This window comes from Nostoc sp., from assembly GCF_036917465.1.
Lineage (GTDB): Bacteria > Cyanobacteriota > Cyanobacteriia > Cyanobacteriales > Nostocaceae > Nostoc.
The window spans coordinates 110,438-129,544 of record NZ_JBALDL010000059.1; the positions used below are offsets into that span (position 1 = coordinate 110,438).

The following is a 19,107-nucleotide window of genomic DNA, read 5'->3' on the forward strand; positions in this document are numbered from 1 at the left end:
TAACAAATAACGAAGGACAAAAATATATGGTAAATGCTGCTCAAGCACGTCAGACAAAAGAGCGATTCGCCCAACCAGAGGAACAACTCACTTATGAATTGGGGAAGGCGGTACAGGAATTACCGCCCCTGTATACGAGATTATTAGCGGGAACAATAAGCTTTATTGTATTTGGGGCGATCGCTTGGGCGTATTTTTCGCAAATTGATGAAGTAGCAACAGCGCCAGGGGAATTAATTGCTTCCACCCAGGTAAGACCGGTGACATCTTTGGGTGGGGGGTCAATTGTCGCTGTTAAAGTACAAGAAGGCGATCGCGTTACTAAAGGTCAAGTTCTAATTCAAAAAGACCCAGACTTGCAAAAAAGTGACGTTTCGCGCCTAGCCAAATCTACTAAATTGATTCAAGACGATTTGCAACGTTTGGATGCAGAACGTGTTGGGGGTAAAACTACTGGGACAAAACTACAAGATGAACTTTTAACCTCACGCCTGCAAGACTACCAAGCGCGTCAAGCAGGGGCGGAAGCAGAAGCAAATCGCCAAATTGCACTTATCAATCAAGCCAAGGTTCGCTTGACTCGATTGCAAGACAACTTAGTTAATTCTAAAAGTAGCTTTGCGAATGCTCAAACCAACGTTGTCAACGCAGATAGCATCCGAATTAAAATTGAAAGCAATTTGGCTCTCGCCGAAGAAAGGGAAAAAAGCTTACGCACCCTAATTACTCCTGGTGCTGTACCTCGTGTTGATTACTTGGATGCTCAAGAAAAATTAACTCGTGCAAAGACAGAAATTACCAGAGCGCAAGATGAAGTGACTAACGCCCAGAATAAAGTAACAGAAGCTCAAGATAAAGTCACATCATTAGAAAAAGATATTGCTGCCCAAGCCCAAGAAATTCGCCAAGCAGAACAAGCTTATAATGCCGCCCGCAGTCAGGCCCAGCGCATATCATCAGAACGCCAAAGTGAAATTTTGACGCAGTTTAACAAGCGTAAAGAAGAACTAACAACTGCTGAAGGTCAATTAGAGCAGGCGAGGAAGCAGCAATCTTTGGAAACTATTGAGGCTCCCGTTGCTGGCACGATTTACAGAGTCAAAGCTACCAAGGGGCCAGTCCAATCTGGTGAAGAATTGGTATCAATTTTGCCAGAAGGGGAAGAAATGCTTCTAGAGGTGAAAGTTCTCAACCGCGATATTGGGTTTATTCGTCAAGGAATGAAGGCAAAAGTGAAAATGGCGACTTTCCCCTTCCAAGAATTTGGTGTTGTGGAAGGCGAAGTCATGCAAGTCAGTCCGAATGCAATTGTTGATAAAGAATTGGGTTTAGTTTTCCCTACAAGAATTAAGCTAAATAAACATTCAGTTAATGTGCGTGGTCAAGAGGTAGAATTTACACCGGGTATGTCTGCTACAGGTGAAATTGTCACTCGTAAAAAGTCAATTTTGACATTCATTACTGAACCTGTGACACGGCGCTTCAACGAGGCATTTTCGGTTAGGTAAGTTTGTAGCCTATCTTATTTTGATCGCTATTTCACTTTAAAGTTGATACCAATAGATTGGTAAGCTAGTACATCTGCACTAACCTAATCAAAATCGTTATAATTTTCAACCAAGACCAAAGTATTTTCTATACTGCTCAATTTGTTTTTGAAATCCCTTTAATAGGTTGCCAAAATCAATATTATTTCCATCTTCATTATTGCTATCCAGATTGATGATGCTCATGATGTTTTCATAGTTTTGGGATTGCGACCATAATTTTAGATTGGCTAATCCATTATTTCCCTCAGATAGTGTGAGATATTTTGGCGTTTCTGCAATTGCCTCATCTATTAGAGAAACGACATCAGAATTATTTAAACTAGTGGTAGTTTCTGGTGTGAGATATTTTGTTGTTTCTGTAACTGCTTTGCCTATTAGAGAAACGACATCAGAATTATTTAAACTAGTGGTAGTTTCTGGTGTGAGATATTTTGTTGTTTCTGTAACTACTTTGCCTATTAGAGAAACGACATCAGAATTATTTAAACTAGTGGTAGTTTCTGGTGTGAAATATTTTGCCGTTTCTGTGATTGTCTTGCCTATTAGAGAAACGACATCAGAATTATTTAAACTAGAACTTGTCTGTGATGTTAGATAATTTTGCGTCTGTCCATAGATGTGTAGCACATTATCGTTAGATGTCACCTGACTCGCTAGAGAACTAACATTAGAAATATTTAAACTAGAGTTTGTAGTTTGTGATTTATTTGCTGTGTCTGCGTAGCTTGTTGTAGAAATCACCTGACTTGCCAGAGAACTGACATTAGAAACATTTAAACTAGAGTTTGTACTTTGTGTACTATTTCCTGCGGTTTCTGTGACAATCTGACGGACTTGAGAATCAGTCAAATTGTGGTTAGCACTAAGCATCAGGGCAACTACACCAGCAACGTGGGGAGCAGCCATAGAAGTGCCGCTATAAGTGGCATATTCATTATTTGGAACTGATGAATAGACCTTGACTCCTGGAGCAGTGACATAAGAGATTTCATTTGTTCCAGAGCGGTTAGAGAAGTCGGCCATTTTATTATCTTTGTCTACTGCTCCAACAGCAATTCCCGACTTTGATGCATAGCGGGCGGGATAGTCTGGTGATGAGTCACCATCATTACCTGCTGCCATGACGACAATTACTCCTTTGCTGCTGGCATAGTTAATGGCTGACTCTAGAGTACTATTGTTAGATCCGCCACCTAAACTGAGATTAATCACATTAGCTCCATTATCCGCAGCGTAGCGAATACCTTTAGCTATGGAAGTATAGGAACCAGAGCCAGAGTCATCCAAAACTTTGACGGGCATAATTTTGGCATTGTATGCAATACCAGTGACACCGTAGTTATTATTTTCTCCTGCGATCGTGCCGGAAACATGAGTACCATGACCGTTGTTATCTAGGGTGTTGTTATTTTTATCCGCAAAGTTCCAGCCGTAAGTATCATCAACATAGCCATTACCATCATCATCTATACCGTTACCCGCAATTTCCTTGGTATTCGTCCAGATATTATTTTTTAAATCTTCGTGGTTGTGGTCAACCCCAGTATCTACAACAGCAACAACAACGCCTTTACCTGTGTATCCGTGTGCCCAGACTTCTGGTGCTTTAACAAGGTCTGCCCCCCAATTATTGCCACCAAGATCGGCAACATCAGCAAAGGTATTCTGATTAGTAGCTTTAGCTACTGCTGCTGCTGCATTAATTAGGCCATAGCCATTGGTGGAGTTATAACTCTCTGTGCTAAAAGTATTAGTAGTAGCATTACTGCTATTTTCTGAGTCGTCATTATTTAGCAACTGCACATCAGAATCGGCTGAGTTGTAGCTACTACGTGTGCTTAAGTTAAGGCTGGAGCTATCCTTGGTATTAAATGTATCTGATGAAGAACTTGGAGTGATATTTAACCCTTTATTAGTAGAAAGTAAATTGTTATTATCATTGAGCATAAGTATTTTTTCTCAAAATTAGCAATGTTTTTTAACAGCTAAAATTGTTAAAGTTTTTGCTGTATTGTTAATAATTACTATGAAATTTCAGAATAAAATGCTAATTTTATTACCAAAAAAATAGAATGATAATTATGCTTTTGGTGCAGAGCTACACCGATTTTTCTATCAAATCAGGTATCATCTGAATGATTAATAAAAACCGCAGAGACACTCAGAGCACAAAGTGTTAACAATTCAAAATTCAAAATTTAAAATTCAAACATTTTAGACAATTTCAGACGTTCGCGTAGCGTCTCCCCTTCTCCCAAAGGGAGAGGCTAGCGCCAAGGGAGAAGAGGAGTGCGGTCTTGGGATCTCCCCCGCCGCAGGATGCGCGTTCGCAAAGCGTCTCGCAGAGAAGCGCTGTAGAGGAGCAACTCCGGGGGATTTAAACCCCGACTGAAACTGGGGCTACCTTTATGGTTGGGGTCTTAAACCCTTTTATTTACGATAAAAAAGAGCAATAATTCTGATATAAACGGATTTGATATCACATATTTAGAATACGATTAATTATAAAATAAGCGGCAGAATGAGCAGCAAACGCCACTCATTCTGCCTCCTACAGGAATTTTATTTTACTTCCGAAAACAGTACTAAGTAAATGGGCGGAAATAAATTCAACTATATTACGAAACGTAAATAGGCTTTAAACTCTTACCAATGACCAATGACAAAGGACAAATGACAGCCCTCACTAGTTAGCTTTAATTGCACCGACCTGCTTAATTTTATTTTATTAAATGTTTGCTTGCTGCCGTTGATATAGTGACCAATACAAACCCTTTTGTTGCAATAACTCTGAGTGAGTACCACGTTCAGCAATCACACCTTGCTCTAATACCAAAATTAAATCGGCGCGTTTGAGAGGGGCAAAACGGTGAGCAATGAGAAACACGGTACGGTTAGCGGAAACTTTTTGCAGGTTTTGTAGTACTTGTTGTTCAGTTTCACTATCCAAAGCGCTGGTAGCTTCATCTAAAACTAAAATCGGTGCTTGGGAAAGAAATAATCTCGCTAGGGCAATACGTTGTCTTTGTCCACCAGATAAAGCTGTACCGCGTTCACCCACATTGGTTTCGTAACCGTAGGGTAATTGACTGATGAAGTCGTGTGCTACTGCTAGTCTTGCCGCCTCTACTACTTCTTCTGAGGTAATGTCAGGACTACCGAGAGTGATATTTTCCAAAACGGAACCGTTGAATAAAAAGTCTTCTTGGAGAACTACACTAACTTGTTGCCGCAGTGAGGCTAAATCAGCACTTTTAATATCAAAACCATCAATAAGGATGCGTCCTGATTCAATTTGATAGAGGCGTTGCAATAGCTTAGAAAGGGTACTTTTACCAGAACCACTGCGTCCGACAATGCCAACAAATTGCCCTGGTTCGGCATTGAAAGATATTCCGCGCAGAATTGCTTCAAAGTTCGGGCGGTAGCGGAAAAAGACTTGCTCGAAGGTGACTTGTCCTTTTAGGGGTGGTAAAACTAGACCGGTTCCTAGTTCAGCTTCTGGGGAGACATTGAGAATATCACCAATGCGATCTACAGAAAGTAGCACTTGTTGGAGGGTTTGCCATAACTGTACTAAGCGCAAAAGTGGCCCTGTGACTCTACCAGATAGCATTTGAAAGGCAATTAGCTGTCCAATTGTGAGCTTTTGTTCGATGACTAATTTGGCTCCAAACCAGAGAATCAGCATGGTGGAAAAATTGGTAAGGAAGTCACCGATATTGCTGCTGATATTGGAAGTAGTAGAGGCTTTAAAACCTGTGCGGATGAAGCGAGCAAATAAGCCTTCCCAGCGATCGCGGGCGACTGGTTCTGCTGCATGGGCTTTAACTGAATGAATCCCTGTGATTATCTCTACTAGAAACGATTGACTATCAGCACTCCGGTTAAAGGTTTCGTTGAGCCAGTTACGCAGAATTGGTGTTGCAACTATCGTCAAAGTCGCAAATAGTGGCAATACTGCTAAAGCCACAAAGGTAAGCGGAATATTATAGTAAAACATCAATGCTAGATAGACCACAGCAAAGATGCTATCTAGAATCACAGTTAATGCTGTACCTGTGAGAAACTGACGAATTTGTTCGAGTTCTTGAACTCGTGCTATTGTATCGCCGACGCGCCGCGACTCAAAATAAGCCAAAGGCAGCCGCATCAGATGGCGAAATAGCTGTGCTGATAAACTTAAATCTAGACGACGGGCTGTATGGGTAAAGATGAATAGGCGCAGGATGCCAAGTACGGACTCAAATATGGCTACGCATAAAAGTGCGATCGCCATAACATCAAGAGTCGGCAAACTCCCTTGCACCATCACTTTATCAATGACGACTTGGGTAATTAGCGGTGTTGTTAACCCCAAAAGCTGTAAGGTAAAAGATGCTAATAATACCTCTGTTAGCAATCCCTTATACTTCCAAACTGCTGGAGTGAACCAACTGAGGTTAAACTTTTCTTGCTGGGATATGAGTTCTACTTGCCACAATCGCCCATCCCAAGATGCCTCAACTATAGACTGCGATAAGCTTTCACAAATGCGATCGGGATTTAGAGGGTTAGCGATAATTAAGCGATCGCCTTTAACTCTATAAGCTACCACCCAAGATGGACTCTGGGGTGAGTCAGAATTCCACAATAGTAAAGCTGGAAATGACAACTGTCGCAACTCTCCCCAACTCACTTGTAAGCGCCGCAATACTAACCCTAGCTTTTCTCCTGCTTCTACAACTTGTTTTGGATGCTGTCCTCTGAGTTGACGCTGTACCCATTCCAGTTGCACAGAATTTTCTAGTTGTTGTGCCACCATTGTTAAACAAGCAGCAGCAGTGTTCCAGTTAGCAACAAACGGATAGTTTGAGACGATTAAATTGGCGGCTGGGAGTCTTCTTTGCGGTTGAATGCTGTGAGGGCTGGAAGTCCCCTCTGAGGTTGGCGCTAGTGAACGAGTGGAAGAGAAGGAAAATGCCTCCCTTTCTCCCTCTATACCCACTGGTAACACTTGCCAAAATTCTTGAATTTGTGGGTTAGAAAATTCTGTCCACAGGGCTGAATCCCAATAGACTACCACTACTTCTTTGCTAGCAGCTACAGCTTTAAAATCCGCAGACAGCTTTTGTAAATCACCAAACCAATCTCCCATATCTAGGGCGGCTATTGGTTTACCAATGCCCTCTTCGCGTAAGCGAACTTTTCCAGCCACAATTAAGAATTGGTAACGCCCAACATCGTTTGACCAAATTTTTTCTCCCAAACGATATTGACGAGTTTGGCACTCATTTTCCAATTGAGATTTTTGTTCGGGAGTTAGCCAGCATAGTGGTGGCTGACTCCAAGGCAAAGAAGCTAGCACTTTTAATCGTAAAGATTCATTATCCAGAATTTTTAACTCACTTGTAACTTGACTGTCAGTTTTTGAATTTTCTCTGCTAGCCATTTCTCAAATAACTCATTTTGTAGTGCAAGATTTAGTTGAGTATCTTCTAAAGACGCTGGCAGAAATTGTTCTACTCGAAACAAACCATAAGGTACTTCTCTTTGGGGAGAGTCTTTGCCAACGATTTCTATTGGTCCTATTAATTGTCCAGGACTCGCCACATCAATAGCTGCCCGTAATATATCCGGCATATTTCCTCGGCTGACTATTCCCATCATGCCGTTCATAATTCGGTCATCTGAAAGTGAATACTCTTTAGCTAGTTGCTCAAAACTACCTCCTTCTTCAATTTGGGTTTGTAATTCATCTGCCAATTCTCGATTATCAACAACTATCCGAGAAAGTACTACCCGATCCAAAAAGATTTTACGTTCAATAAAATATTCTTGGATTTTTCCTTGTGTGACTACGGCTTTCAGCTTTTCTAACTTGTACCCAAAAGTCACCGATGTGTGAAAGGTAGCGTAATCTGTGTTATTAGTCTTTAACCATTCTTGAAAACTTTGGGGGTCAGTAAGTTGATTTTTTAGTCTAAAGTCAATAATGGACTGTTCGGTTATTGCTGTACCAATTTCAATATCGTCTCGTGTTCGGATTTCTTCCTCAATTACGTGCTGACGGAGAATATCCCCAATGAACTGCCCCAATTTTCCAGAGGCTTGCAGGTACTTTACAGCTTCCTCAATAGAAATTATTTGGTCATTAATTGTCAAAAATGATAAAGATTCCATGAATTAATTATGTGAAAATGGTTAAATGCTTATAGGACTTTTAAATTAAATCACATAGGAATTATTTGGTCACTAATTGTCGAAAATGATAAAGATTCGATGAACTAATTACATCCAATGGTCAAAAAATTATATAGCTAGTAAATATACAATAATTTCCCATGATTATGTTTACACTCTAGCGGGGGCAAAACAGGATTTTAAATATCAGATGCTGGTGTAGTAGTAAAGCAGATTGCTTTTACTTCTTTTCTACTACTGCCCCGCTACCGCTAACTAAAAAGAGGAACTGTTTTGCCCAATGCCCAATCTACTTAATGATATTTACCCATGTCCAGGAAAGTAGCACAGCTGCGATCGCACCGATTAATGTATTAAAAATATTTACTACTTCATTGGTCAGCCAATTATACTTAGATTGCAGTGTTGCTCCTATTACACTTTCTAAGTTAGTGGCAATAAATGCTGCCAGTACACACCAAGCGACTCCTAATAGATCGATTAAACCAACTGCCCAACCAACAAATGCGATCGCAATAGAAGCCACAATCCCAGCTAAAGTTCCCTCCAAGCTTACCGCTCCTTCTGTACCGCGAGGCACTGGTTTGAGTGTGGTAATTAAAAAAGTGCTTTTACCATAAGCTTTACCAACTTCGCTAGCAGTAGTATCAGCCAGCTTGGTACTGAAACTCGCTACATAGCCTAGTAATAATAGGGACTGGGGATTAGGGACTAGAGATTGAGGACTAAGTACAAGAAATCCCGAATTTATTATCCCTACTCCCAAGGCACACAGCGCCCCAGTCAAAGCGGAACCCCAGACATTCTCTGGCCCCCTTGCCCCAGAACGTTTTTCAGCAATTCCTTCAGCCTCTTTCTGTGCCATCCCGATGCGGGTAACGCCAGAACCAACCAGAAAATAGAACATTACTACTGCATATCCTTGCCAGCCTAAAGTTACCCAAATTAGGATAGCCAGAAACCACGCATGGAACGATCCAGCAGGGGTGAGCAGCTTTTTCGGAGCAATCCAAGCTAAACCCAATAGAATTGTGTTTAAGACTACTGCTACCAACCAGGGATTAACAGAATAAATTAAAGATGACATCAGCAATTAATCATGAGTAATTTTGTCTGAACATCAACAGAATAACGAATTTGTCATGCTTAGTGCTTAATTTCTGAAACTTCTTCAGCTAAAGTAATATGTTTGTATTTTTAACTAAATTGCATCTGCATCACCCTGAAAGCTGAGTATAGAATTACAAACAACGCCTTACATATACACTGCAATATTGACTCAAGAACGTGGATTAAACAAAATGCAAAACTTTTGTTTAGTTGGCTAAACTCTTCGAGTAACAGATCCCAAGAATTTCATTATGGATGGTGCATTAAGTTGCCAACATAGCATCCATAATAAAGTTGTAAGCTATTAAATCTATGTTCCTGAGTGTGTGTCCATACAAACATAAATTAGTATACCTGCACGATAGAAAGGAGTCACCTGAAAAATTGAGTGTAAATTATCTAAATGTAGGGCGAAGTCCTTAGCTACAAGGTGCAGTGACTGAAGTTGTACTCAGTTCCTTGTTTTAGTTATAAAGATAAATAATATAAGTTATTGTCAATTAAAACTGTGTTCAACTTGACTACAATCAAAACTTAACAGAATCAATTGTAGACAGCATCAACAACTAATATTTTTTCCACAAGCTATGAGCCAAACTTTATTCCATCTTGCTTTCCCTGTGACTGACATTACCCAAACAAAAGCATATTACGTTGATGGCTTGGGCTGCATTCCTGGCCGTGAAAACCATCACGCGCTAATTCTCAATCTGTATGGTCATCAATTAGTAGCTCACGTCACAAAAGAACCCTTGATACCGCAAAAGAGTATCTATCCCAGACACTTTGGGCTAATTTTTACCCAAGAGCGTGACTGGCAAGACTTACTAGAAAAGGCACAACAACAACAGCTACTTTTTCATGAAGAAACCAAAAATCGCTTTGTCGGTTCTCCTCTTGAGCATCGTACTTTCTTTTTAGAAGATCCCTTTTATAACCTTATGGAGTTCAAGTATTATCGTCACCCAGAGGCGATTTTTGGGAGTTACGAACATACGCAAATTGGGGATAGGACTTAAGTAATTCGTAATTTAAAGATGAATAATGGTTACTAACTGGATACTTTTTTAAAGAAGGGTAGCTTGATAGGGTTTTTTAAAGCTGCTTTTACTGCTGCTAAACTCCTGGAGTCTGTTAGCATCCAAGGGTGTAGGGCGACAGGTACTATTACTTCGATACCTACGGGCATTTGTGAACTATTGGCTGGGACAATCATCAAATCATAAGGTGTCCAGATAGATGTAAAATCTAGCTGCTCCAATATTGTTGCATCCGAGTTTAAATCTTTGAGAAAAATGCTGTCGGGGCGCATTTGTATGCAACCAGGACGCTGGGAACCATAAGCAACCACAGTTCCATAATGGGGTGAAGAGATGGTGATAAACCTTTGTACGCGGTTAATTCCTCCCAGTCGCTGGATATAGTAACGGCTGACAATTCCTCCCATGCTAAAGGCTACTAAATCTAAGTGTTGTTCTGGTGCAAAGGTGGCTGTAACATAATCGGCTACCTGCTTTGCCAATTCATCAAGACCCACATCACCATTATTAGGAACCAAATCCAGGGAATATACAGACCAACCCTGTAATCTTAAGTGCGCTGCCATTTTATAGAAAACTAACCCCGTATCATCAATGCCATGTACTAATAACACGGCATTGCGCTGCTGATTTTTAGTATTCATCTCTCAAATCTGGCGGAATTAAGTCTGTACTAAATGTAACTGAGTACTCTTGCTATCTGCCAACAGTCTATGACACTGCTCCCACTGGTTAAAAGTAAACTGCTGGCTTTTTCTCCAATCAATAATTTTTAAACGATGAAGTATTAATTTTTATAAAGCTTGCTTTCAGAATCTTGCTCTTAGTTACAGTAAAATTTAATAATTAGTTCTCGGTGTATACAGGTTGCAAGTGCTTGTGTAAAGAACATTTGCCCTATAGTTTTACTACAATGTTGATTAAGGACAAACCTATAAGGGTTGTCACCAGAATGAGGTGACGCAAAGCAGAAAATGTTACATTTTTTCGTAATTTTTAACAATTACGGTCGAGTTCCAAAATATAACAGGCAGGAGTAATTGTAATGGATTTTATCAAAAAGTTATTTTCAGGTATTCTGGGTTTCATAACTGGGCTGTTACCAGGGAAGAAAAAAAGCAACGGCTACTTCTTAGAATTGGATGAAGCTAAAGATGCTGCCAAAGATGCTGCTAAAGAAGTAGCATCGAACGCGAAGAAAGTAGCAGAGACAGTTACATCGAATGCGAAGAAAGTAACGGCAGCAATTACATCAGAAGCACCAACTCAATCCAAGCCAGATTCGTTGAACGGAACAAAAACCGCCGCACAGAAGGGTAAGGCAAAATCAGCTAAAAATCCCAAACCAGCTGATGTTACGCTAGTGCAGACTGCTGAGGGTCTTAGAGTTGAACCTGGCAAAAAGGCAAAAGCCGCAGCAGCCAAAGTCCTCAAAGAGGAGCCAAAAGAAACAACCTTTGCACCTAAATATCTCTCTCCTTCGGTTACTAGCTCAAATGGCCGTCGCCGTCCAGGAGCGAATATGAGTGCTTACCTAGATATGGCACGTCAGATCAAAACCCCTGGTTAAGTCAAAGAGACGCGATAATTGCGTCTCTTTAGTGTTTCTATAGTACTGATGAGTTAAGTGTGAATCTGCAAGGTTAAGACAACTTTGCCAGTTGTAGATGGAGGAACTCTCCAAATTAGGAGCGATCGCTTAATTTTCTCCACTACAACTGCATCTTTTACGGTCGAGGTTTTTTCATCCAAAAGTACTTGTCCGACTCGACCTTTGTTGACAGTGAACTCAAAGACGATTTCACCACTGAAGCCGGAAGGCAAGTTTAGTTGTTGCAAGTGTTGGGTTAGATCGGCGATTCTTATTTGCTCCAAGCCTGTAATGCTGATGACCTCTAACTGATGGTTTATGGCTGCGTCTGATATTTCATCTTGTTCCATCTCCTCGGAATCAAAGCTCAAAGAGAACTTGACTTCTTTGGCTACTGGAGATGGTGGCGATCGCCTTTTGCGGAGAAAATCTGGAGCTTCTGCTGAAACTGATGGTGATGGCATTGAGAGTGATATTTTAGGCGCAAAACCACCACCCGCACGACTATCAAAGACTCCTTTATAACTAACGGCTTCAGGCATTTCCACTGGTACTTGCATAGATAAATATTCGCTTCCTGGTTCAACCCGCACGTCATCACTGACAGCCACAAAAGCGGTGTATTGGGAAAGCAGTTGATAAGTTAAGGCTGTTTTTGTAACTGCTTCTACACCAGCTTTAGTTTCAAAACTTACCATTTGATTCATCAAATCCTTGATGCAAGCGCGTCCCCATAACTGCGCTACAGCAATATTTCCTGTTTCTTCAAATTTGAGGCTAAACTTTTTTTCGTAGTACTTACCGCCCGCAGCGATACCGGAGACTTGCAGATTACCGCCGACTCTATCTTGTTTGCGACCAAACAACACTAATGGTTGTTCGCTGAATAAATCAGGCGCTATGGCTGGGTAAATTACAGGCGATTCTGTAACACCGTGCCAAGAGATTTGAATATTTGTGAGTACCGGGTTGTTAATTTGCCTGTAAAACTTTTCGGCAACTTCTTCTGTGGGTTCATCATGACGAATAATTTGAGATATTCCCCGGCCAATTTCGGCGATACGATTCAGTAAAAAACGGTTAACTGAACTACCAACACCAAAACTGTAAAGGCGATTTCCTGGTTTCAGGTGCTGTTGTACCTCTGCCAAAATCTCATTTTCGTTGCCGATGTAGCCATCAGTGAGAAGTACAACACTGCGTAATCTTCCGACTGGTGTGGGGAAATTGATGGCTGTACGAATGCCACTGAGCATTTCTGTGCTGCTATCAGCTTGTAAATTGTTAATGTAAGCGATCGCTTGGGCGCGATTTTCTGCTGTATTCGGTAGAGGTTTTGGCGATAACTGCCTGACTGTATCGGAAAAATCGATAATTGTGAAAGTATCGTTGGGATTCAACCCATTGATAAATCGCCGCATCAATTCCTGACACTTCCATAACGGATCGCCAGATTGGGAACCTGAAGTATCCACCAAAAATACGACATCTTTGGCAACAATTTCATCAGAGGAATATTCCAAAGCTGGAATTAGATATATTGCAAAGTGTCCGCCGCGATCGTCGGTTTGAGTTAATACTGTGGATTGAGTTTCTTGTCCAGAAACTTGATAGCGGAGAATTAAATCTTTGTTGGGAATTGTATCTTCCCCGGCTAATTGAATCCGCACAATTTCACCTGAGTGTTCAATTTTTAATTGATGGGAAGGAGAACGCACTTCAGAAATTGCTAAACCTGCATCAATTTCGACTGTGACATTAATATTGTGACGGGTTCGCATTCCTTCTGGGACTACAGGTGGTGTAATGCGGGAAGCATCAGGAACTCGATCTGTGTCACCGCTACCATCTATCAGCGTTCCAGGAATATATCTTGGCCCCACCACCATCGGGAAAACAAATTCGTAGTTTCCCGCCTCAAATTTTAAGCTTTCTGTGTAACGAATTGTGACATCAATTTGTTCGCCAGGTTTGATGTTAGCTAGAGATTGGGTAAAGATGTTGTCTCGTTCTTGTTCTAGAAGTCCGGCAGTACGTCCTTCTTGTTTTGCCTTTTCGTAAATGGCTACAGCTTCTTCACGTTTTTTTATATTACCTTTGATGATGCGCTCGCCTATTTTGATTTCCATGTCATCCACCGCCGCCTCATCGGGTAATGGAAAGACATATACTGCTTCTAAAGGCTCCATAAAGGGATTCTCAAAGCTTTGAATCACCTCAACTCGTGACAAGTTACCTGCAATTTTTGCTAGAACTTCCGTATGCTTGAGCGGAAAAACTAGCTGTTCTCCTTCAGGAGATTCAACATACAAACCCCCTACTTGTTGATTTTTATCACTTACTATATTCATAGATTTGATGCACTCTTATTTGATTTATGAGCTTACTTCTTAAGGTAGGTAATAGGTAACATAATTCCCAATTCCCAATTCCCAATTATTTAACAAGCACCAGTCCACTATATAAATGAAAAGCTGAATCCCAGTTACTCTGTTCCCTACGAAACAAATGAATATGAGACTTGATATTACTCAGCATTTCTGTCTGATCTAATGTTGTATCTGCAAATGACGTGAAATCTGACCAAATTTTAACTTGAGGTAATTGCCGATCAATCCAACTCGATAAACTATTCCAATTAATTCTGATTGTATTTTGGCTAGCTTGAGGAATGATTTCTAAACCTTGCTGGAATTCATAGCCGTTATCATCAAAACGGAGAATGCAACGCCTAGCTGGTAGGTGTAAATCACAAAACTGGGCATAGTCTTGTGTTTGAGTTTTCCATTCCAGTTTACGGCGGGCATCAACATCTATAACTTGTTCAAAAATTGGCAATAGTCCCACTACTTTGGCTGTAACTTCTGACCAATCAAAGGTGAGAGAACCGAGTTGATTTGTGTCATTAAGGCAAACAACAGTAGCTTGTGGGGTAGATTCTTGGAAATGTTTGACTTGATAAACTCGAATTTGCTGAACTTGAGCTATTGTTGCCCAAAAGCAAGGAATGCCAGCCTGCTGCAACTGTTTCCCATAAAATTTTAGTTCTCCTACTTGTCCAGTCCGATACAACCTCCAGCCACGACTTGGGAGTAATAGCCTTGCGGTGTAGGGATCTAACTGCATAATCTGGGCGAATTTTCGAGATGCTTCTGTTTTGAGTTCATTACTGAGTGGCTCTAAAACCAGTACGCCGATTTCGGTATTATTCGGTTCAGATTTTGCTTGGGAAATGGCTCTTTGTCTTTCTTCAAGCTCAATTTCTTGTAATCGTTGCAAACCTTGACGTGCTAGGCTCACTATTTTGGTATTTGTTGTATTTCGCAGCAGTTGCCGATAAACTTTTTCTGCATCCTGATATTTTCTAGATACTTCATGCAACCGACCATGATAAAACTGCACCCAAGGATTGTCTGGCGATTCTACTAGCAGCTGTTTGAGTAATTTAGCAGCTGTTTGATAATCTTTATGGTCAAAGGCGATCGCAACTTGCTCAATCATCACTTACTTTAAATACATGGTGGAGTGATGTCTCGCGCAAAATTACTTTTGCGTGAGCTATAAATCATTTATACTTCACAACTTGCGGTAATCAAGGATAATGCTACTACTGGGGCTGTAACTGCTCTCAGGATGCGGCGACCAAGGGAAACAGGTTGAAATCCAGATGCGATCGCATTCTCAATTTCTTGTGTTGTCCATCCTCCCTCTGGCCCAGTAGCAATAACAATCGTTTCTTGTCCTTTGTGCTGTAAGCAATCTTTTAAATGGGGAAACTCACCACGCGCTTCACAGATATATTGCTGGCTGTTTACAAATGACAGATGACCAATCACTAATGACAGACCCGTATTAAAAGCAACAGGTTCTAAAATTGTTGGTACAAAAGAGCGCTCTGATTGTTCGGCGGCTTCCGCAGCGATGCGCCGCCAACGTTCGAGCTTTTGAGGACTAGGATGAAGTAAGGTGCGATCGCTCAATACTGGTGCAATACAAGTTACTCCCAACTCTGTACAACACCGCACCACTTCATCAAATCCATTGCCTTTAGGTAACGCCACCATCAGCGTAATTGATACAGGTAATTCTGTTTCTACCAAAAGCGGTTCTAAAACCTCTGCTTGTTCCCCTGCTAGCTGCGCTAACCACCATTTTCCCTTACCATCCATTGCAATAAAGCGATCGCCTTCACGCAAGCGCAACACCCGCCCTAAATAATGTTGCTGTTCTTTGGTGAGCAAAATTTGCCCTTGTTGGAATTGGGAGGGTGCGATCGCAATTCTTTGCAGTTGAGACATTTTTCTTAATAAACTATTGCTCTGCTGTAGATATCTGCTGTCTAACCCAAGTACGGAAAGCACGAGTTGCTGCAATTTGTCCCATTTTCTTGCTTTCTTGGATAAATCGGGGAATCTCCGTCACAAACACAGGCGCAAAAGTGGGACTGCGATCGCTCTGCGAATATTCCTCACCATTGAGAGTGTAAACGCGCAACACGTTTCCGTTATACCGCCAGAATTCTGGAACTCTCATTGAAGCATAAAGATCCAACTTGTCTATCTTCGATCTGGAATATTCTACTTCCAGTACCAAATCTGGTGGTGGATCTGTACTCAGGTCAATATTTTCTTTGTTGCGGACTAACAATTCATTTTGAATATAGTAGCTACTATCCGGCTCGGCTCCTCGTTCTAAATCATCTCGCGTCATAGTCAACGAGCCAGCGCTTTTAACTTCTAAACCAAATTCTTCACACAGCACAAGAACAAAACCTTCAATTAGACGGTTTGAATTTTCGTGTGCCATTAACGGGGTGATAATTTCTACTATTCCGTTGTCATAAGCTAGCCTTTTATTTCGCTCAGATCCCATATCTGCCAGCATAGCTTTGAATGTCTGCCAGCTGATGTTTTGCAGCACATCCCTAGTTTCTGCAAATTTTGCTGTTGTTACCATAGTTCCGTTTTCCTGTGGATGTGTTACCTAACTGCATTAGGATTTACACAAGATAGACACAGATAAATCCATCTGTGTCTATCTGTAGTTTTATTATCTTCAATTTTTCGGCTTACGAAAGATTCTGAAAGTAAACCTCTAACGCTTCAGTCACTAACTGAGTCATCGGCTTACCTTCGCTTTGCGCCACTTCCTTCAACTTGCTATAAACCTCTTCTTTCAAATTCACCCTGTGGCGCGATTTGTTTGCACCATTGGCTGCTTGGGGTTCGTAGGTGGCGCTAAATTCGCGGATGGCATCAAAACCAACGCGATCGCAAAAATCACCGAAGCTTTCCTTAGATTTCCGAGATTTCTTAAAGTAAACAAAAATCGGCTCTAAGAAGCTTTCCAAGTCATTATGGTGCAGTTTTTCTGTATAAGGTTGTGCCAATCGAGTCTGATTTGGCGAACCCCCTAACCATAATTGGTAAGATTCTGGAGCGCTACCCACAAAAGCCAATTCTGCCAAGTAGGGACGAGCGCAGCCGTTAGGACATCCTGTCATCCTTACCACAAAATGCTCTTTTTGTAAAGCTAATTTATTCAATAGAGCGCGAATTCGCTCCAAAATACCTGGTATTGCCCGTTCTGATTCGGTGATTGCCAAGCCGCAAGTGGGCAAAGCCGGACAAGCCATTGCATACCGCACTAAAGGTTCGATTTTACTAGGGTCATCTCCGACACCGTGACGGCTGAGAATATCTTGAATGGCTTCCTTGCTATCTGGTTCGATATCGTAAAAAATCAGGTTGTGGTTGGATGTGAGGCGGATGGGTAAGTTGAACTGCTCAACAATTTCCCGCAAGGCGGTTTTCAGTTGAAACGAACCTTCATCCTTAATTCGACCATTGTCAATGGAAATTCCTAAGAATAGCTTGCCATCACCTTGTTCATTCCAGCCGAGGAAGTCGTGAAATTTAAACTCTGGTAATGGTTTGAAGGCTTCGAGGGGTTTACCAAAGTATTCTTCAACTTGGGTACGGAATTTATCTACACCCCAATCGTTGATTAGATATTTTAATCTGGCGTGACGACGATCGGTGCGATCGCCATAATCTCTCTGAGTAGCAACAATCGCTTTCACTACGTTGTAAACGTCATCTTTCGCTACATAACCAATAGGGTCTGCTAACCTAGCGAAAGTTTCTTCTTTACCATGTGTTCGCCCTAAGCCACCACCAGCAAAAATATTAAATCCTTCTAATTGTTTCTTCTTATTGGTAATTACTACCAAAGTCAGGTCTTGGGAATACAAATCTACCGAATTATCCCCTGGCACCGTCACGCAAATTTTGAACTTGCGGGGCATATAGTACGTGCCATAAATTGGTTCTTCATTGTCATGAATAATTGTGCCATTCCCATTACGCTGTCGTGCTGCTTTGACCTCTGGGTTCTCCTCAACACTAATTGCCTTTTCCCCATCTAGCCAAATTTCGTAATAAGCGCCTGTCTGCGCTGAGAGCAAATCAGCAATATTCTGGGCATACTCCCAAGCATACTGATACTCTGGGCGATTCTTAAAAGGAGCTGGTGGTGCCATCACGTTGCGGTTGATGTCACCGCAAGCTCCCAAAGTCGAACCCAAGTTATTGACAATCGTGGCAATTGATGATTTCAGATTCTTCTTTAAAATACCGTGCAGTTGGAAACCTTGACGGGTAGTTGCTCGTAAGGTGTGGTTGCCATACTCATCAGCGATTTTATCTAAAGCCAGATATAGCTGCGGCGGTACTAAACCACCAGGATTTTTTGTCCGCAGCATAAACTGGTAATCTTTTTCCTGTCCCTTGGTGCGGTTGTCGCGGTTATCTTGCTGATAAGAACCGTGAAACTTCAAAAGCTGCACCGCATTTTCGGTAAAATGGGTAGTATCTTGAAGGATCTCAGTTGCTACAGGTTCACGCAAAAAATTACTGTTTTCCTTGATTACTTCTACTTTGGAAGGCTTACGGCTAGCGATTGGGGAAGGAGCAGATTTAACCATTAGACTTGTATAGTATTCTCAATAAAGCATTACGTAGACACCGACTCAGCACCTTTCGGCTACTTTATCCCCGGTAATCCGGCCGGAATAATGAGGAATAGTTTAATTTTACCACGGCAAAAGCCGGCTTTGTCAGTGATGTAACACTTAACAAAACCAGCTTTTGCAAGTAGTGAGTTTTTAGTGCTAAGTCCTGAGTACTTAAATAAAGTATAGAGTCAGAAACCCCCATACCTAAAGGCAGGGGCGCAGAAATTGCCCTAATCTGACCAGCCTAAGTTTTAATTGACTACGTTATCGGCAAGAGTTAAAGATTTACCGGGGAATGCGTAGCTAGTTCCCTGCTCTAAAACCAAATTGTTTAACATCTGTAACAGGGTTAAGGAAGTGTAATTTGGATAGTACCGACCGATAACTTTGGCGAAGCTAACTTTACCTGCAAGGAGGACTTATGTCCAAAGTATTCTTAATTGATTCAGAAAAAAGACCGTTAGATTCAATTCACTCGGCACAAGCGAGGCAATTACTACGAAATAAAAAAGCAGCAATTTTTAGATAGTTTCCATTCACTTTGATTCTTAAAGAATCACGTCCAGATTTTCCTGTATCGCTATCGAAAATCGGATGAGAATGTTCCAAATTTTTCCC

Annotated in this window: 13 protein-coding genes and 1 pseudogene; 4 read left to right on the forward strand and 10 right to left on the reverse strand. The window is 41.3% G+C overall.

What is annotated here, in order from left to right:
- The first annotated feature begins 26 nt into the window (after positions 1-26).
- The gene (locus V7K38_RS12840) at positions 27-1,508 is read left to right on the forward strand and encodes an HlyD family efflux transporter periplasmic adaptor subunit (protein ID WP_334858262.1); all 1,482 of its coding nucleotides are present in this window, start codon (positions 27-29) and stop codon (positions 1,506-1,508) included.
- A gap of 105 nt (positions 1,509-1,613) precedes the next feature.
- Here V7K38_RS12840 and V7K38_RS12845 read toward each other — a convergent pair whose 3' ends face one another.
- The 4 genes from V7K38_RS12845 to V7K38_RS12860 all read right to left on the reverse strand — a co-directional run bounded on the left by V7K38_RS12845 (position 1,614) and on the right by V7K38_RS12860 (position 8,820).
- A complete protein-coding gene (locus tag V7K38_RS12845) occupies positions 1,614-3,497 on the reverse strand; it encodes a S8 family peptidase (RefSeq protein WP_334858264.1) in 1,884 nt (627 codons plus the stop codon).
- A 781-nt stretch (positions 3,498-4,278) separates the two neighbouring features.
- On the reverse strand, positions 4,279-6,981 hold the full coding sequence (locus V7K38_RS12850; protein ID WP_334858265.1) for a type I secretion system permease/ATPase: 2,703 nt from the start codon (positions 6,979-6,981) through the stop codon (positions 4,279-4,281).
- Positions 6,930-7,712 carry a peptidylprolyl isomerase gene (locus V7K38_RS12855; RefSeq protein ID WP_334858267.1) on the reverse strand — a complete coding sequence of 261 codons (783 nt, stop codon included), beginning with the start codon at positions 7,710-7,712 and terminating at the stop codon, positions 6,930-6,932. The genes V7K38_RS12850 and V7K38_RS12855 overlap by 52 nt, the downstream gene beginning before the upstream one ends.
- Positions 7,713-8,022: 310 nt before the next feature.
- Positions 8,023-8,820 (reverse strand): TIGR00297 family protein, encoded by a 798-nt coding sequence (locus V7K38_RS12860; protein ID WP_334858268.1) that lies wholly within the window; start codon positions 8,818-8,820, stop codon positions 8,023-8,025.
- 610 nt (positions 8,821-9,430) lie between these two features.
- Between V7K38_RS12860 and V7K38_RS12865 the strand changes: the two genes are divergently transcribed.
- A complete protein-coding gene (locus V7K38_RS12865; protein ID WP_334858270.1) occupies positions 9,431-9,862 on the forward strand; it encodes a VOC family protein in 432 nt (143 codons plus the stop codon).
- Positions 9,863-9,894: 32 nt separating this feature from the next.
- Here the strand turns inward: V7K38_RS12865 and V7K38_RS12870 are convergent, their stop codons facing one another.
- Positions 9,895-10,527, reverse strand: a complete 633-nt coding sequence (locus V7K38_RS12870) for an esterase/lipase family protein (protein ID WP_334858272.1) — start codon at positions 10,525-10,527, stop codon at positions 9,895-9,897.
- A 401-nt stretch (positions 10,528-10,928) separates the two neighbouring features.
- Between V7K38_RS12870 and V7K38_RS12875 the strand changes: the two genes are divergently transcribed.
- Positions 10,929-11,453: a hypothetical protein gene (locus V7K38_RS12875; RefSeq protein WP_334858274.1), complete on the forward strand. Its 525-nt coding sequence runs from the start codon at positions 10,929-10,931 to the stop codon at positions 11,451-11,453.
- Positions 11,454-11,506: 53 nt separating this feature from the next.
- On the opposite strand, the gene V7K38_RS12880 is transcribed toward V7K38_RS12875, so the two are convergent.
- The 5 genes from V7K38_RS12880 to sir all read right to left on the reverse strand — a co-directional run bounded on the left by V7K38_RS12880 (position 11,507) and on the right by sir (position 18,459).
- Complete coding sequence (locus tag V7K38_RS12880) at positions 11,507-13,825, reverse strand: VIT domain-containing protein (protein ID WP_334858277.1); 2,319 nt, start codon at positions 13,823-13,825, stop codon at positions 11,507-11,509.
- Between the two features lie 85 nt (positions 13,826-13,910).
- Entirely contained in the window at positions 13,911-14,975 is a 1,065-nt protein-coding gene (locus V7K38_RS12885) for a tetratricopeptide repeat protein (RefSeq protein WP_334858278.1), read from the reverse strand.
- A gap of 68 nt (positions 14,976-15,043) precedes the next feature.
- On the reverse strand, positions 15,044-15,772 hold the full coding sequence (locus V7K38_RS12890; RefSeq protein ID WP_334858279.1) for a 16S rRNA (uracil(1498)-N(3))-methyltransferase: 729 nt from the start codon (positions 15,770-15,772) through the stop codon (positions 15,044-15,046).
- A gap of 13 nt (positions 15,773-15,785) precedes the next feature.
- Positions 15,786-16,430: a Uma2 family endonuclease gene (locus tag V7K38_RS12895; RefSeq protein WP_334858281.1), complete on the reverse strand. Its 645-nt coding sequence runs from the start codon at positions 16,428-16,430 to the stop codon at positions 15,786-15,788.
- Positions 16,431-16,542: 112 nt separating this feature from the next.
- The gene (sir, locus tag V7K38_RS12900; protein WP_334858283.1) at positions 16,543-18,459 is read right to left on the reverse strand and encodes a sulfite reductase, ferredoxin dependent; all 1,917 of its coding nucleotides are present in this window, start codon (positions 18,457-18,459) and stop codon (positions 16,543-16,545) included.
- Between the two features lie 451 nt (positions 18,460-18,910).
- Between sir and V7K38_RS12905 the strand changes: the two are divergent.
- Positions 18,911-19,015: pseudogene (locus V7K38_RS12905) on the forward strand (RRXRR domain-containing protein); the annotation flags it as partial.
- Between the last annotated feature and the right edge of the window lie 92 nt (positions 19,016-19,107).